Source organism: Natronorubrum tibetense GA33 (assembly GCF_000383975.1).
In the GTDB taxonomy this organism is placed as follows: domain Archaea; phylum Halobacteriota; class Halobacteria; order Halobacteriales; family Natrialbaceae; genus Natronorubrum; species Natronorubrum tibetense.
The window spans coordinates 86,923-105,258 of record NZ_KB913018.1 but is presented as its reverse complement, the minus strand read 5'-3'; the positions used below and the strand labels follow the sequence as shown (position 1 = coordinate 105,258).

Below are 18,336 nucleotides of genomic sequence, written 5' to 3'. Positions count from 1 at the left end.
CGCGGAATGTTCACCTATCGCATCGAAATCGGCTCGGCGGTGACTGGATGGTCGTTCCGCCGCTGCGGCGCGCCCGACGATATATACGGGTGGCTCGAAATGTGTGTTCTATGGGGACGTATAACAATCTCGAGTACGCCGTGGACGACGGCGTGGCTCGAATCGCACTGGATCGTCCGGACACGCTCAACGCGTTGAACCCGCAGTTACTGCGCGAACTCGAGGCCGCGATCGACCGCGCCGCGGCCACCGAGGACGTCCGGGTCGTCGTCCTGCGCGGGAACGGCCGCGCCTTCTCTTCGGGCTACGACATCAGTGAAGCTGAAGTCGAGCGATCGACCGACGAACACATCCTTGATCAACGGACCCACCTCGAGACGATCTTTTCGGCGCGGCTTCCGGTCATCGCAGCGGTCGACGGCCCCGCGGTCGCCGGCGGATGCAACCTCGCGATCTGCTGTGATCTCACTTTCGCGACGGAGCGGTCCGAGTTCGGCTATCCCGATATGCACTTCGGCGAACCACCGCCGAAGTTCGTCCTACCGTTCGTGACGGACTCGCTGAAGGACGCCCGGGAGCTGCTCTACTCGGGGAAGACTGTTGACGCAGCTACCGCAGATGAGATGGGCCTGGTCAATCGGGTCGTCCCCGAAGGCGAACTGGACGAGACTGTCGACGCGGAAGTCGACATGATCAAGAAGACCCCGAGTACGGCCGTGGCCATCGCGAAGGACCTACTCAACGGCGTGCAGGAAACCCAGGGATTCCGGCGGTACGGCCGCATCGACGAGTATGTCGGTGCCCTTACCATGGAGTCCACAGCCGCGGAGCGATTCCGGGAGATTCGAGATGAGGAGGGACTGCAAGCCGCCCTCGACTGGATGCACAAGTCGGACAAACCCTGACTCGTGGGACGAGTTGTCGGTGTCTAGCAGTCGAGTGACGGCCGCTGCGCCGCAAATGGCGCGGCCTCCCTGCACCGAAATACGGGCTATCGATCGGCAGTGGATTCCGACCCCACCTCTCCGAGCAGCACCTGCTTCGGGTAGCTCCCCGTGATCGGGGTCGCGGTGCTGTCACAGGCGCTTCTGTCACGTGGCGAGTCATTGGCTGCCGGTTTCAACGGTGCGCTCTCAAGGATGCCGATCCCAATGGGCTGGTATCGCGGACGTTCCACGGGGGTGGTATCGGTCGACATAATCGGTCCCGAGTTCTTTGTTCGTCACTCCCGGTGTGTCGTCAAGAACGAGACATCCACGTTCGGCGACACGCGTGCGGTTCTCGACGACGGTTCCATTCCCGAGGCAAGAATCCAGATCGACGACCTCAATCGTTACTCAGATTCGTCGGCGTCCTCGAGGCGACGTTTGATGAGATAACCGAGTCCGCCGATGGTTCCGAGCGTGCTGGTGATCCCAAAGCCGGGCATGCCGTCGCCGGTCCCTTGATCGTCAGCGGCATCGGGGTCGGGCGAATCATCGTCGGTGGTCTCGTCGCCCTCTCCATCATCGTCTGATTCGTCTTGATCGTCAGGTCTGTCCTGATCGTCGCTCTTTTCCTCGTCGTCGGGTTCGTCTTGGTCGTCAGATCTGTCCTGGTCGTCCGAGTCTTCCTCGTCATCTGGCTCGTCACCGGATTCAGGATCGTCGTCCTCCGACGATGCTGGGAGTGAGATACCACCACCGCCACCGGACGATTCGACCGTTTGGGTATCACTGGGGAACTCCCGGTCGGGATCGTAGCTGTCCGGCGGCAACAGGATACTCGTCACTGCTTCGTCCGCTTCGAGTTCGCGAACGAGCGGGATCGTAAGTCCCGTTTTGTCGTCGCCCGGTTCGAGAACGACTGATTTGTCGGCCAGATCCGTTCCGGAGTCGTCGTTCACGCGGACGTGGAACTCAGTTTCGATTTCCGGTGAGACGATACAGTCGACGACGACCTCGGTGTCACCGGCTTCGGGCTGGGCGGCGAGTTCGATCGACACCTCGGCGACCGTGAACGCAGACTCGACAGTGGCATCCGCTGTTTCGACGGTCATGAGGTACTCGCTGTGCTCTAGTGACGCGGTATCGAGCTCGTGGTGGTCATCCCACGCTTCGTTCGTCTCAAGCGAGACTTCGCCGAGCATCTCGGAGAGGACCTCCTCACCGTCGGCCGTGATGGTCGCGGTAATGTCTTGCTCGTCTGCCGCCCCGAAATTAGTCACTTCGGCGTAGAAATGCGCCTCCACACCTTCGGGGATTTGGGTCGGCACGAAGGAGTCCGTGACTTCGAACGCCGGTTCATCGGTCTGGAGCAGATCGACCGTCTCGGAGCCAGTCTGATCGGCCACGTAGAGGAGGTACTCATGGGTGCCCGGATCAAGGCCATCGGTCTCAGCGGTGAATTCGACCGTCGTAGACGCGTCTGACTCGAGTGAGATCGACTCCTCGTCCTCGGTATCGCCGAACGCGAACGCGAGAGTCTCGTCGACTGCGGACTCGCCGTAGTTCGTGACCTCGACGATCGGTTCGAACGGATCGCCGATTATCAGTTCCGATGGGGCCGAAATGTCCGAAAGCACGATGCCATCAGGCTGTTCGACGGCGACCGTTTCGGCGGCCAACGACGCGGCTGGATCGTATCCTCCACTAGGTTGCAAGACTACAGTAATAGACTCCCCAGCCTCCAGATATCGCGTGAGTTGTAACGGGACCTCCTCTTCTTCGTCACCGGGGGACACAGTCGCAGGACTCTCGGTGATCTCCGTATCCTGTTCGTCGCCGACTCGAAGCCGCAAGTCTTCGTCTTGGATATCAGGCGATGCGGAGTAGTTCACAGTGACTGCCTGATCCCCTTCGGTCGGGACCTCGCTAAATTCGGCATAGGAGCCCTCGACGATACTGAAGGAGAGCTTGGTGTCCGTATCGTCCGTCTCAACGAGCAACTCGAAGTCACTGGTCGAAAGTGACGCTGTGTCGAGTTCGATCGTGTCCTCGTAGACTTCCTCCTGAGCCAGTGAGACATCGGTGATCTGTTCGGCTAACAGTTCCTCGCCATCGGTGGTTTCGATCGTTGCCGTGATCGATTGCTCGTCTTCTGGCCCGAAATTGGTCACTTCGATGGCGAGCGTAGCGTCCGTGCCCTCGACGGTCGTATCCGGGAAGTCGACGTCGGTGATGTCGAAAATCGCTTCGTCGGAGAGGAGGTTGACCGTTCTCGACACGCTGTGTTGGTCCAACTCGAGGAGGTAGTCGTACTCGCCGAACTCGAGATCATCCGTTTCGACGTCGAATTCGACCGTCTCCGACGAGCCAGGGTCGAGGGTAACCGGAATCGAGTCGATCGGCCCCCCGTCGAACGTGAGTGCAACGTCGTCGTCAAGTTCGCTGTCAGAGTCGTTCGAGACAGTAACGGAGACGCCGAACGGATCGTCGGGTTCGAGCGACTCGGGGGCCTCGACCGCGGTGATCTCGAGGCGACTCTCCCAACTGAGCATCGGATACTCGTCGGTCACGGTCCAGACCGCGTCGAAATCGAATCCGTCCAGTTCGCTTGCCGCGGTCTCGCCGGTCAGTTCGGCGGTTGACAGGCCATCACCGTCGCCGAACGACGTACTCTGTCCGGTCGTCTCCGTATCCCAGTACGAGTCGACGACCGTAGCCTCATCCCCACCTGCAATGAGTCCGCCGCCACCTGAACTGTCGAAGACGGCCGCCGAATACGACGCAGTGAGCGCCGGGTCGAAATAGACGGCACCGATCAATCCACCGACATCGGACGAACTCTCGAGATGACCGAGCGAGTAGGAGCTTGTGATTGAATCGCCAGAACTCTGACCGAGAAGCCCTCCAACCGTGTTCGAACCAACGACCGTTGCATCGACGGCGGTACGGTCGATCTCGACCTCGCTGGAATCGTTGTCACCGGTCGTCGTCCGTCCGATGAGTCCGCCGACGTTCAACTCACCATTAATTTTCCCGGACACGTGGATCTTCGAGAACGTACCCAACCCGTGGGCGGACCCAACGACGCCACCGACGGAATCGCCGCCGGTGATAGTTACGTCGAGTAGGCGGAGATTTCGGACCTCACCATCGTCTAAGTCACTGAACAGTCCGACGTTGTCGGCTGCCGAGTCGATTGCCAACCCACTGATCTCGTGGCCGGTTCCATCGAGCACGCCCGAGAAGGGTTTCTCGGAACGACCGAGCGAGAAGAAATTGGTGTAGCCCGAGAGGTCGATGTCGGCGCCGAGTTCGTAGTCGTCATCCAGCTCGAAGTGGACGTATGCTAGCTCTCGACTGGTCTCGATCCGATACGGCTGCTCACCCGTTCCGTCGCCCTGCGCCGGCTCCTCCGCGATGATCACGGTCGTCGCATCGGATTCGCCTTCGACGCTGGCCGTGACAGCGAGTTCGTCAACGTCCGTGTCTGAATCGGTCTCGAGGTCCGTCGATGCCGTCCGGGATTCGCCGACCTCGAGCGAGACCGACTCCTCGCTCACGCCCTCACCATCGATCGCAAAGGAGACGGTAGCCTCCTCTAAGTCGTCCGAATCGCCGCCCAGCGTTCGGACTCGAGCGTCGACAGCAACGTCTTCACCCTCACGTATAGCAGGGTCGGCGGTCGTCTCGACCGTTACTACAGGCTCGTCCGGCATCCCGACCGTCTCCGTATCGATGGCAACTGGATCGATGCCGTAGGGATCGTCATCGACGATTTTTGCTACGACTTCCCTGGTCTGTTCGAACGGAATGCCGTTTGCATCCGTCGACAGCTCGACCGTTTCGGTACCGGCGTCACCCGGAGCCAACTCGGGACCCACGGCTGCGCCGCCCTGCTCGGTGTCGAGTCGGAGTCGCGGCGTTTCCGCTGGGTCGTACGACGACGAAAGTTCGTATTCGACGATCACCTCCGATTCGCCGGCGGCCGGCGTCTCGACGAGTTCGACGCGGCCCGCCGCGGCGGCCGTCTCGCTGGCCAGCGCCTGCTCTAAGTCGGTCTGTCCGTCTTCGAGAAGCGCGAGTTCAATCGTGTCGCCTGCGGCCAGGGACTCGGTCAGCTCGAGCGTCGTCGCCAGTTCCCCGTCGGGATCGAGTTCTGCGGGATCGGCCGTAATGTCACTCCCGTTCGCATCGAAGGCACGAACGTCATAGGTCGACGATTCGGTCGTCAGCGCGCGCACCTGGACGGCCGTTGCGCCGATGGACGGCGGCGCCGCGAACTCGATGTAGTGCGGAACAACGCGCTTGCGGTGAAAGTCGACGATTTCGGCGTCGATCGGTCTGTGACCGACGTTCGGATACGTCGTTACTCGACCGGTCGCACCGGCCTCGTCGTACACGGATTTACAGTAGGACATCCGGTCTTCTTGCATGTGCTCGCCGTAAACGTTGAGAGCGACCTCCCGTTGGGTCTGGTTCCAAGCGTCATCATACGGAATCGTATCGTTCTCGTCGTCTCCGCCCATGTAGACCAGCTGGGCTGTCTCGGTCCAAGCCTCCTCGTCGAAGTTCTCGCCGACGAGTGACGCGAGATCGGCAACGCCGATCTGGTAGTTCAGCGTGTGGTCGTTTGCGTCGGACAGCGGGAGGATCGCCGTTCCGTTGATCCCGCCAGCGGTGACGGATCGGACCAATTCGGGGTGGAGCACCGTGAATCGGTTGACGAAATTCCCGGACGCTGAGAACCCGTCCATAAGGATATCGTCGGCGACCGGGACCGAGTGGTCCGCGAGTTTCGCCTTTGCATCCTCGATCATACTGATTAATTGGAGATCGACTCGGTGGAGATCGCCGGATTCGATCTGCATAGTCTCGACGTCGAGCGCATGGACGTAGTGCCTCCAGTCGACTGGCTCCGAATACGGTCGAGGAAACACCGGTACGAGCATCGGAACGCCGAGCGGATCGCTGAGTTCGGCCGACCGCCACTCGATCAGTGCTTCGGCCGCGTCTCGGTGATCTTCAAGGTCGTCCGAGGTTCCTCCGGTGTTGTTTGGTTCGACCAGAATCGGTCGCTCGTAGTCGTCGTCGATCGGGGGCGCGTAAAAATAATACGGATAATTGAATCCCGCATCTGGATCGGCCTCCACGAACGTGATATCTACCTCAGACGAGACGTCTCCGGTTGCTCCGACTGCCGTTCCCGCCGTGAGACCGCTTGAAGCCAATACCGTTCCCGCGCCGGTCGCTTTGAGCATCTCGCGACGGTTCATTCTAAAACCTGTCATCGATCCCTTCCAAACCGGCCGTGGATTGTATTCAATCGCGGTTCGCCACCCGCCCATCTCGTCTCGTACTCCCCGTGTACGCACATTGAACGTTCTGAAATCCTTTCAATTACACTTAGATCTGATGGCCCATTGTCTGGTTGGGCGAGCAAGGATACGACTCGATCATTTCTATCTGCTACGTTGACTGATAATTTTTTGTTAGATAGGGTCGACGCGCGTGCTGGGTGGTTGCTGATCAAAAGGGGGAACGGGCGCTCCCGCTGGCGACTGGCCGCGTCACCAGCGGTCAGTCGAAGCGGTCGATCGTCTTCAGGGCGTTCACCCGTCCTGCCCCGAGATCGGAGTCACCGTGGTTGTCTGCGACCTCCGCGCCCTGCCGAACAGCCTGTAGAACCTGTTGTGGGTTCGCTCCGGAGTCGAGTTCGCGAACGAGGGCGGCGAGGCCGGTGACTTGTGGTGCCGCCATCGACGTCCCCGCTAACCAGTTGTACCCGCCGGGATAGGTCGAGAACACGAGGTTAAGCGGGTGCGGCCACTCAACATCCGCCTCCGGGTCAAGTGACTTTTGCTCGGTTTCGTAGCCACCGCCCGGGGCGCCTACATCGACGTCGTTCCGCCCCCAGTTCGAGTAGAATGAGAGTTTGTCGTTCGGTCCGGTGGCACTGACGCCGATGACGCCCGATAGCCCATTCCAGAGGCGGAGCCAGCCGCCCTGGAGGTCCGTCTCGTCGTTACCAGCCGACCCGACGTACAGTGTACCCTTGCGCTGCCCGTAGTTCGCGACCGGCTCGAATATCCGCCGGTACATTCCGACGTTGTCCTCGGATTCGGCGAACTCCTGAGGTGCTATCATGAAGCCGAGACTGATGTTCGCAGCGTCCGCGTCGACGTCGGCGGCGTGCTCCATCCCGACCATGATGTCGCCGAACGAGCCGGTACCGTAGCCCAGCACGTCGACGGAGACAATCGTTGCGTCGGGCGCCGTCCCCGTCATTACTTCATCACCCGTTGCGGCGACCGTCCCCGCGACATGGGTGCCGTGCCCGTCGGGGTCCCCCTTGTGAGATGCAATGTCGCCATCGATGATCGCGGCGCTGGCCTCGTCATCGAGATTTTTGAGGTCAGGATGGTTCTCGTCGACACCGGTATCGATGATCGCGACCGTCGTCCCCTCGCCCGTTGCGTGTGCCTGCGCTTCGCGTACGTCCTGTATCTGTTTGTCCCACAGTAGTTCGTCATAGACGTCGTCGGGGTCGTCTGGAATTTCGTCGTGGTCGTCCTCGAGTACCGGTTCGAGTTCGAGTTCGAGATCTCGTACAGCAGCGGTGACCCCGTTGGTGTCTTTGAGGTTGTCGACAGCGTCTTCGGGTCCTTTTACCAACAAGAGTTCACCATCGGCAAGTTCGTTCAGAACCTCGAATCCGGCGGACTCCACGTCCGCGCCACGGTTGTTCGTCTGGGCAATATAGCGTGCTTGTCCGTCGCTTGCCGACGCGACCCCGGATACGAGGAGCGTTGCCCCGGCGGCGCCGATTCCTTTGAGTACTGACCGTCTATCAAGTCGCATAGTGCGAAAGTAACATTTAGATATTATATCTTAGGTATAACGTGCCTGTCAGAATATAGCATGAAATTATAGTCGACCACCAAACAGTAGAGTCAGAATAAAACACTGATTAGGAGTCTGATATACCGAGAGGGTGACCATCTCTAAACAGTAGAAACGAAATTCTTCTGGGATGCCCGGTACAGAGCGATCAAACCGCTCGTTTAGAGGACATTGCTTTCGGCATGCTCATCTTCAGCACCTCGAGGGACGTTTCGGACGAACGAATCGCAGCGTGCAATGGTGGTTTCGCCGTCGCTCGAGGTGCGGCGGTCACTGGAATCTGTGCGATGAGACAGCTGCCTGTCGGCCGAACAGTGACCAGTATCGATCGGATATTCGCGGGCGAAGCGCCGACTCGAATCGACCGCCGCAAAATCCTATTTTGTATGGTATCCATACGCAATCACTGAGCAAGAACATCGTACTTTCCGGCAGCATCTAACACGAACTCAAAGCGAAAAGGGCGATCGCAGTTTCAGCGGCGTTGTCAGGGATCACCTCGAAGAGCGCCGGCGGCTCGCCAACGTCACGAGTGCAGGCGTCCTCGACTGGGAGACGTACGACGACGTCAAAGACGATATCGGACAGTTGAGCCGTGGGACGCTCGAGAGAACAGGTCGCGTCGTAGACCGGTAAATACCCACCTGTGGTACGGGAAGCCCCGGCGTTCACGCCGGGGGAGGATGTCACTACACAATCATTCCATTTGCTGAGAGTTGGGGTGGTAGACGCTCAGCTCCTTTTGTTAGTACTAAGTACTAATAACGTGGGAAGCTAAACCTAGTCAAATTGTGCCAACTCTTGGCACTCAGTACGCACGATATCACCATCCACAAGGAACGCAAACAAAAATTGCAGCGACAGAACGGTCGGCTCGAGGAGTTCACCGGAGACGTCAGCCACGACCTGCATGAGCACCTCCACTAGGGGAGGCCAAGCTGCTGGGAAATTGAACGACAATACTACGGCTTCTCTTGAGTCAGTCGAACTTGGAGACCTCTGTTGTCAGGATCGTCCTCGCCGCTCCTTCTTTGCCGTTCCGTACTGGTTCGTAACGTCGTCGAGCGTCGGTTCAATGCGGATCACATCGCCGACCGCCCGCTCTGCCCCGGCGGTGTCCTTCAGCCCGATGCCGGTGACAACTGCGACGACCGACTCATCACGGCTGATGATCCCCTGCTCGCGGGCCCGACGAATGCCAGCGATGGGGGCCGCACCCGCTGGTTCGGCGTATATTCCTTCCGCGCGTCCGAGCAGGGTCTCTGCCGCGAGGATATCGTCATCGGTCACGGTCAGCGCGGTCCCACCGCTCTCTGCGAGTGCGCGGCAGGCTTTGAGCGTATTCCGGGGGCGGCCAACGGCGACTGCGTCAGCGAGTGTGTCCGCAACGTCGTCGACCTCGTCGTGGCCGTGAAATGCATCGTGGATCGCGCTTGCCCCTTCGGGCTGTACACCGAGCATTTTTGGTGTGTCGTCGACGTACCCCAGCTCGGCGAACTCCCGGAGTCCCTTCCAGCAGCCGGCGATGGTACAGCCGTCGCCCATGGAGAAGACGACCCAGTCTGGGATCGAATCCTGAGTTTGCTCGGCAAGTTCGTGGCCCACAGTCCGCTTGCCTTCGATTTGGAAGGGGTTGATTGCGGCGTTCCGGTTGTACCATCCATAGGAGTCGGTTACATCCATACTCAGATCGTATGCCTCGTCGTAACTCCCAGCGACCGCGAGAACGTCCGCCCCGTAGACGCGGGGCTGGACGAGTTTTCCTTCGGGGGCGCTCTCAGGCACGAAAATACGACAATCAAGGCCGGCCCGTGCCGCGTAACCTGCGAGCGACGCGGCAGCATTCCCTGTCGACGCGCAGGTGACGACGTCCTGGCCGGCATGGCGTGCCTTGGTGACGGCGACGCTGGTCGCACGGTCCTTGAAACAGCCCGTCGGGTTTCGGCCGTCGTTTTTCACGTTAATGTCGACACCGAGTTCCGCCCCCAATCGGGGTGTGTCGAGCAGGTCTGTCCCGCCCTCGTTGAGCGCGACCGGCGTCGCCTCCGTATCTACTGGGAGGAACGCCTGGTATTTCCATTGGCTTCGGATGTCACCGTCAAGCGGGGCATCGAACCGGTCGTGAATGACATCGTAGTCGTACACGACCTCGAGAATGCCGGCGACGCCATCATGTTCCGGACAGGTGTAAATAATCTGGTCGGGGTCGTACGTCGCCCCACAGACCGTACATTCGAGAGTTTCGACGTGATCGAGCGCCATACGACCTCTCACGTCCGCTCTCACATTATATTACTACCAATCTTGTCAGGGTTCGAACGTTGACATCCTCCAGCGCCTGAAGACGCGGGTATGCACTCGCACTCTGTATCACGTCCAACGCAATTTTTCGAAATCGAGAACGGCGCTGCAGGTTTCCCTGCCAACAGTCAGGGTCACGGAAGCGCTCGCACGGCATCTGCCGGTCAATCTGCTCGTCACGATCGAACCCGATATGCTTGAGCACTCTGTCGGGTTTTTTCACGAAGCTTCTGCGCTGGTACTCAGTGAATCCACCATGGTGTAGTTGTCTTGCTCGCCGTTTATACGCACATCTCGACGGTCATCTCGAGCACGCCCCGATACATGGGAAAATACGGGATGAGGATGCGTCTCCGGACAAAAAGCGGACGAGACAGCCCCACGCTGCTCGCCGCTGCACGAGCAATATGTGGCGTCCGTCCAGTTCGAGAATCGTTCTCTGGCTGTAGCAACCGTGGAAACGCGCACTTACAAGGCGCGCATCAATCGAACGGGAGTGACCACCGGCCATCACCGCTCGCACAAACTGAGCGTCATCGTGTTTTCGAAATGATTTGTTGATTTGATAAGACGAACGAATAGTTTACCAGAAAAGACATCGCCGCTAGTAGTAGACCATGTATGGGGAGCAACTACACCGGCGGCATCTCCTCGTCGGAATCGCCGCAAGTGGTGCCTTGGGGAGTGCCTCGGCGATCGGAACTGCGCAGAACAATGCGCGTGTACGACCACCCGAGAGTGACCTGACAGTGCAACCAGACACACGTCTCATGTTCGAGGTTGACACCGGTGACGCGGCAGGCTCGTCCGGGCCGGAATGGGCAGTTGACGATGGCTCCACCGGATTGTCTATGGGACCGTGGTACAGTGCCTACCGCGAGCACCAAGGAACTGAATTTTGGCAGTACACGGTTGACGAAGACTGTGAAGTCACCGCTACTATCGATCCCGATGAAGAAACTACCACCACGTGGACAATCGAGACCAGTTCCGATGGCATCGGGTCTCCACACATCCACGACGCCCGTCCATCCCCAGACGAAAGCCGCCCATTGGAAGAGGGAGCAACACTGGATTGTGAACTCGACGTAGCTGATCCAAACGGAGAATTGGACCGCGTGATCTGGTGGGCACTTGCGTCGGACCACATCATCGAGATCTCCGATGTCGACGGGGACGAAGACACGGCGAGTATCGCGCCCGACGCGTCCGAAATCGTTCCTGAAGGGATCATGGCATGGGTGGTAAATGAATACGGAGCCGTCGTCGACTCCGACCGCTGGGAGTTCGACTACCCCGATGAGGGGCCGACGTTCGAAATCTCGAGCGTGCAGACCAATTCGCCAATCGCCGGTGGTGAGACGCTCGAGGTGGAAGCCACAGTCGAGAACACGAGCGCTGAGCCTGCCTCGACGGAGGTCGAACTCGTCGTCGGCCACGATCCCGAACTTGTCGACTCACGGACCGTGGGCCTTCAACCCGGCGAATCGGCCGCTGTTCCACTGACGTTCGAGGCCGGGGATCCCGCTAGGGGGCGAGAGGTCTTTCCTGGCGAAGTCTCCACTGAGGACGACTCCGTCGAGTTCACGATCGTCGTTGAGGACGAAGAACCGACCCCCGCTACATTCAACGTGATGGAGATGTCGACGAACTCGCCCATCGGGGGCGGAGAAACGCTCGAGGTTGATACGATAATTGAGAATATCGGGGATGAAACGGGACGGACGGACATCGAACTTATCGTCGGGCACGATCCGCAGGTCGAAGACAGTGTGATGCGCACCCTCGATCCAGGCGAATCGTCCACGTTCACGCTGACGTTTCAGGCAGGAGACCCCACCGGCGGTCGTGAAGAGTTTCCCGTCGTCGTCGATACGGGGGCTGACACGGCCACGGAAACCGTCGTAGTCGAAGACGAGGAACCGATCCCCGCGACGTTTAACGTGATGGAAACGTCGACGAACTCGCCGGTCGGCGGCGGAGAAACACTCGAGGTCGACACCACAATCGAGAACGTCGGCGACGAGGCCGGAACGACCGATATCGAACTCATCGTCGGTCATACTCCACAGGTCGAAGATAGCGTAATGCGCACGCTTGCCCCCGGCGAATCGTCCACGTTCACGCTGACGTTTCAGGCAGGGGAGCCCGCTGGCGGTCGTGAAGAGTTCCCCGTCGTCGTCGACACAGGGGCCGACACGGCCACGGAGACGGTTGCCGTTATCGACTGACGGAGTTGACCTGGACCTCAACGGTTCCTTGACCAGTTCAAACTCGTCGACATCGACCGTGCAGTCGCGACCGCTGCGGCCGACATGATCAGCGAGTTACGACGATAGAGGACCCCGCTCCATGACCTCCACGACGTTTATATCGGGGCGACGGCAACGGTCGAGCAACTGTCGGTGCTGACAGCGAACGTCGACCACTTCGAGCGGATGGACGGCGTTAGCGTCGTTGGGTGGACGACGTTTTGAGTTGGGTGAAATACCTCCACTGTGGGGTGAGCCTACGGAAACCGAGCGGGTCGAAGGGGCGTCATCATATGGCCTGTCGTTTGCGGCCGCCGCGTATTGGCGCTTCGGATGAGGCGTTGAGCGACTGGGTGTCTGGAGCCCCAAAGAAATTCCCAGCGTGATCAGCCGAGACGTCAGAGCCTGCAAGTTCCCCAGAGAGCAGCTGAGTCGCTACTCAGATTGAGCAGCCCACGCGAGGAACAGCTCTTCTTTCGTTGTGAGGTGTTCGTCCGGGAGCGCGTGCTCGACGACGTAGCTACTCGCCTCGTGTTCGTTGTCCCACATTGCCTGATGTGCTGCGGGCAGAGACGCCCAATCGACGACTTCCGGATCGGTCAGATCAATCTCTCCAGCATCGATCGCTTCGTTCAGTTGTTCGACTTCATAGGCGTTACTCAGGTGGGTTCCGAGGATCTCTGCTGTCGGCATCAGGATATCACGCTGGCGCATCCAGACCTGCGGTGCGTACATCGAATAACGTGTATCTTCGAGGTTCTCGCTGTACACCACGCACCCAGTGTGGGGCTTCGTGAGCATTGTACTCACGAAGAGGGCATCGTGGTCAGCGCGCTCAAAGACGATATCGGGATAGCCGCGTGGATTCTTCGGGGTTCGGAGGTGTTCACCTACTGCCTGTCCAAGCGGCTTGAACACGTCGTCGGTAAACGCCTGAACCGTCCGTCTGAACGCCTCCGGATCGTCCTGTGCGTCCGGCAATTCCGGGAGCGTGTCCGGCCACCGGAAGTCGTCATTGCGGCGCTTCAGACCCTCGATGCTGACGGTTCCTTCGACTGCGTCGCCGTAGCCGAGCGACTCGACGAACTCCTGTTGTTCGTCGGTGTAGGTGACAACCACGATCCGCGTACCCGCCTCTCGAGCGTCTTCGATGGCGCGCAGTCCCGTCTCGTCGACGATGTCATCGGGGCCGGTATCCGTGCCATAGTAGACGAGAACCCCATCGCCCGCGCGGATGTCCGATCGCTCGAACATCTCGGCCGGCGTGGACGCACCAGGCTTTCCGAGGAACGTAAGGTGGTATCCCGTGGAAGCACCATAGAACGCGAGTTTACCGCCCTCGCCGAGCAGCTGGAACGTTCGTGGAAACGATAGCTCGCCGGCGTGACTCACAGCGTACTCGGCGCGTCGACCGTTATGATGATCCTCGAAGGCTTCGACGAACGGTTTCCCGTTTGCTTTCCATTCCGTCCACTCGTCGGGATCTTTCGGAATCTGTCCCCAGATATCGTCGTATGGCTCGTTAGTTCGGTCGATCGCCTCAGCATCCAGCGTCTCGATGCGCTCGGCACGCTCGGCGCTCGAGCACAGCCCTGTGACATCGACGTCGTTGCGCGTCGCCAGCTTCGTCGTCTCCCATCCAGTGCCGGTTGAGGCACCCTCGACGAACATTGTCGTCCCGGAGTCGATGTCGAGTGTCGTAAACAGCGCTCGCCAGACAGTCCCCATCGCAAGAACATACGCACCTGCCTGTTCGATCGTCGCCTCCTGTGGAATCGGGAGGACCTGTGGCCCCTGTGCGAGCATGAACTGCTGATGGCTGCCGTTGGGCCCTTCGTACCCTTGAATCGAGAATCCAGCATACATCGGATCGAGTCCCATCGTAGGCGAGAGCAGCTCGCTTTGGCCCGAGTAGATCGTCACCAGATCGCCAACCGTCACACGCCCTTCGCGGATCACTCCCTCGCCAGCGTCCACGACGAGTGCGACACCACCGCTGCCAGTGATGTGGTAGTCCTGGTCGTGCGCGTCGAACTGGCTCACGGGGATCCCAGTGATCGCCCAGATATCGTTGAAGTTGACTTCGCTCGCGAGGACGTACAGCAAGACTTCGTTCGGCCCCGGCTCTTCGACGGGAATGATCTCCTCGACCTCCGCTTCCTTCGGATCACCGTGTGCAGCCTCGCCAGTTTCGTCGTCTTTGATGACGGCCTGTGCGTACTGGTAGTCAGGAATCTCATCGACTCCGGGGAAAAACGGCTCACCCGGCGACAGGAGGTCGCCTGACTCGAGCAGTTCAGTTTCCTCTGCCGGCGAGGGCTTGAATCGCCCCCGGGTCGGCAGCGGCTCACTCGCCCGCTCGAGGAACTTCTCGATCCCTTGCTTTCCGCCGTCGGGATCTACGACGGCTTCGGCGAAGTGGACCACCTCGCTTTCCAAACCGGCATCGATCCCTTCTTCGAAGCCGGTTCGAATCGCCTCAATCGCCCGATCGAACGCTTTCGACCGTCCCTCGCTTCTGTGCTCGCACTGGGTTCGGTTTCGTTCGACGATTGGGTCCTCGAGGACCTCCTCGGGGAACTCACCGGGGTCGTTCCAAGACGATCGGTTCTTAAGACGCCGTTCGCGAGCGTCAGCCAGTACGCTTGCGTCCCCTGTCGCAGCAGCCATCACGTGTTTCCGGGCGAGTTCGGACGCCCGTGCACGGGCCGTCCGGTCGGTCTCGAGTTCGTCGACGAGCCCCATCTCGAGGGCAGTGTCGGCGTCGACGGTCCGCCCGTTCGTAATGAGCACCACGGCATCCCTGACGCCCTCGGTGTCGCGTTTCTCGCCCAGCAGGCGCGGCAGTCGCTGGGTGCCGCCGTAGCCCGGGATCAGATTGAGATTGAGTTCCGGTTGGCCGAACTCGGCGTGCTGATCGGCAACCGAATAGTGGGCTGCGAGTTGGAGTTCGTTCCCGCCTCCGAGAGCCGAGCCGTTGACTGCAGCGACGACCGGAACCGACAGTTCCTCGATCCGCTGGAAGGCCTCGTGGGCCTTGTTCGGGAACGTAATCGCCTCGTCGAACTCATGAACTTCCTCGAGGAACTGCTCGACGTCCGCGCCGGCCACGAAGTTGGACGGCCCAGCGCCCGTAATGACGACTGCGCCGACGTCCTCGCGCCGGTCGAGATGTTCAAGGACGGTGTTGAGTTCATCGAGTGCCCGCTCGTTGAGTGCGTTTACGGGTGGGCTATCGATGGTGACCGTTGCGATCCGTGTCTCACTGTCCGTGCCTCGAACGGCGTTGTACTGTACGGCGATATTTCGGTACTGCTCGAGGATTTCTTGGTCGACGGCGAGCTCTTGGCGCCGTCGCCATCGTGTACATTTGGGGCGAATGTGCTCGATCGATTCGGGGTTCTTGAGCGTCGTCGTATCTCCGATATCCTCACGGTTCAGCATCGCGGTCAGCATCCGCCGCATGTACTTCCCGGATCGGGTTTCGGGGAACTCTTCAACCTCGATGAACGCGTCAGGTATCGCGGTGACACCCTTCTCCTCTCTCACTAGTCGGGACAACCGAGCCTCGATATCATTCGTAAGTCGTTCGTCGGGTTTCGTCTGTACGAAGGCGACGGGAGCCAGTCCTTTCTCGTGGTGGTCGGCACCGACTACGACCACGTTCGCAACGGGTGAATCGGGATTGATCTGTTTGTCCTGCAAAATCGCCCCCTCGATCTCTTCGGTCCCCATCCGATGGCCGGAGACGTTGATCACTTCGTCAGAGCGGCCGTGGAGGCTGAACGATCGATCCTCATACTGTTTGGCGAAGTCGCCTTGGAGATACGTGTACTCGCCGTCCTTCTGGATCCAGTACTCGTCTTCGAACCGCTCCGCGTTGCCGTTCCAATTTGCCTTCCACTCCGTGCCATCCCAGTTCTCGAGGTCTCCCCAGACGTACCGAAGCAGGTAGGGGTATGGCTCTTCGATGACGATCTCGCCTTTCTCTTCGGGCTCTGCCTCGCGCCACGTAACTGAACCGTCGGGATGCTCCTCCTCTTTGACCCAGACGTCGCCGGAGATCCACGGTAGTGGGTAGGTGTGTGCGTCCGGCCGTAACTCGAAGTCCTCGTTGCCGAAGAAATGCGTCCAGACGATCCCGCCGTGTTCGGTTGCCCAGTAGGAGTTGATGTACCACTCACAGATCTCTTCCATGCCGAACTGCTGGACCGACGGACTCACTGGCTCGGCACAGAACGTCGCAACGCGAAGGGAGTCGGTACTCCACTTACGGACGTCGCCGGTGCTCTCGTTGTCTTCCATGATCCCTTTGAGGAAGGTGACGCCCGCTTTGAACACAGTAGCCTCATACCGTTCAATTACCGAACTAAATCGACCAGCATCCGGATAGACGGGTGCCCCCTCAAGCAGGATGCTTGTCGTCCGAGTCGTCAGCGAAGCGCTGATGAGGTATGATTGGCCCGTAATCCAGCCGGGATCGGCGATAACGAATATCGTATCTTCACCCGGGACGACGTCGAACGACACCTTCATTGTGTGTGCGATACCCGCAGTGTAGCCTCCGTGGACGTGAACGACGCCCTTGGGTTTTCCCGTCGATCCGCTCGTGAAAATGACGAAAAGCGGATATTCCGCGTCCACCGGTTCGGGTTGCGACGTTTCCCAAAGCGCTCGAACTAGATCTCGATCTGAAAGTCCGAACAGGTCATCGAAGGTCTCGACATTGAATCCTGCATCCTGTGCGTTCGTCAAGATGTCATCTTGTGCGTCGGCGATCAGATCCGACGCCCACTCATCGCGCTCGTGCATCTGGATCTCCTGGCCCGTATGCTCGACGACGACGACCCGTTCAATCCGCTCGTTTGAGTCGACCAACGCCCGCGCAATGGCGGTCCTGATCTCGGATTTCGCTTCGGTCGAGAGATCATTGAACTCGGAGAGTGCCGTTCCAACCCCGCGCATTGCCTGTCCCCGTTTGACGGTCGCCTCGCCGGCGATCGCCCGCTTGACGTGACTGTGAATGGTTTCGGCGTGGTGGCTATCAACCGGGAGCTCGTGAAGCGTTCGATCGACGATCTCCAGTACCGTGTCGGTCGGAAGGTAGTTGTCGAGTGCAGGGTCGGCATACTGTTCTTTGTACGGGACGATCTCTGCGTTCCGGTAGCCACCGTCGCTTGTGAGGAGCACGTCGGCACCAAGCCGAGCGATGCGATCGGACAGCGTTTTGTCGCTGAACCCGCCGAACACCGGCGTATAGACGATCCCGAGACGCCTCGCCGCCTCGGTGTAATAGATTTGCTCCATGATGTTCGGCATGTTCAGCGCGATCCGGTCCCCTTTTTCGAGGCCAAGATTCGTCAGCACTTGTGCGGCCGAAACGACGCGAACAAGGAGCTCGCGCCGTGATACACCCTCACTGACGACGGGTCCGCCACGGCCACCGTTTTTTGATTGATCCCACCGGTCCCCCTCAAAATGAAACGCCGTTTCATCGCCGTGGCCGGCGAGGACATGTCGGTCGACCTCGTTAAAACAGGCGTTGGTCAGTCCACCGGAGAACCATTTGTACAGGGGTGCTGTCGAGTCGTCGAACGCTACGTCCCACGGTTCGTGAGATTCTGCGTGCTGTCGATCGACCTGTTCACCGGTCAGAGCGTCGAATCCGGACCAAGTCTCTGTAGTATCGTTCCATGATAGCCACTCAGTGGAAGACTCATGATACCAGTGAATCTCCCGCTTTGCAATCGCTCCGTGAAATTGGCCGGGCTCTGCGGTTGCCCGCTCCCGCGCTTGCTCCCACTCTTCGCGAGTTTGAATCGGATTCGATCGTATTTGTCCATCGATAGTCAACTCCACTCCATCGAAATTCGAGCCCGCCATGATATGAGTATACCCACCACATCTCAGGTAAAGAGTGTACGGACTGTCACGCTGATGGAGTCGGTTCCGTGGTA

Annotated in this window: 6 protein-coding genes; 2 read left to right on the top strand and 4 right to left on the bottom strand. The window is 59.6% G+C overall.

The annotated features are described in order from the left end of the window. Positions 1-110 precede the first annotated feature (110 nt). Positions 111-905, top strand: coding sequence for an enoyl-CoA hydratase/isomerase family protein (locus tag NATTI_RS0121295; protein WP_006091948.1), 795 nt, complete (start codon positions 111-113; stop codon positions 903-905). Positions 906-1,333: 428 nt separating this feature from the next. Here NATTI_RS0121295 and NATTI_RS0121290 read toward each other — a convergent pair whose 3' ends face one another. The 3 genes from NATTI_RS0121290 to thrC all read right to left on the bottom strand — a co-directional run bounded on the left by NATTI_RS0121290 (position 1,334) and on the right by thrC (position 10,088). Then, positions 1,334-6,214, bottom strand: a complete 4,881-nt coding sequence (locus NATTI_RS0121290) for a hypothetical protein (RefSeq protein ID WP_244879986.1) — start codon at positions 6,212-6,214, stop codon at positions 1,334-1,336. Positions 6,215-6,503: 289 nt separating this feature from the next. Further along, positions 6,504-7,784, bottom strand: coding sequence for a S8 family peptidase (locus NATTI_RS0121285; RefSeq protein WP_027119259.1), 1,281 nt, complete (start codon positions 7,782-7,784; stop codon positions 6,504-6,506). 1,047 nt (positions 7,785-8,831) lie between these two features. Further along, entirely contained in the window at positions 8,832-10,088 is a 1,257-nt protein-coding gene (thrC, locus tag NATTI_RS0121275; protein WP_006092135.1) for a threonine synthase, read from the bottom strand. 1,157 nt (positions 10,089-11,245) lie between these two features. Here thrC and NATTI_RS0121270 point away from each other — a divergent pair. After that, positions 11,246-12,358, top strand: a complete 1,113-nt coding sequence (locus NATTI_RS0121270; RefSeq protein WP_241434406.1) for a CARDB domain-containing protein — start codon at positions 11,246-11,248, stop codon at positions 12,356-12,358. Positions 12,359-12,814: 456 nt separating this feature from the next. Here the strand turns inward: NATTI_RS0121270 and NATTI_RS0121265 are convergent, their stop codons facing one another. Next, positions 12,815-18,262: an AMP-binding protein gene (locus tag NATTI_RS0121265; protein WP_081603691.1), complete on the bottom strand. Its 5,448-nt coding sequence runs from the start codon at positions 18,260-18,262 to the stop codon at positions 12,815-12,817. Positions 18,263-18,336: the final 74 nt, after the last annotated feature.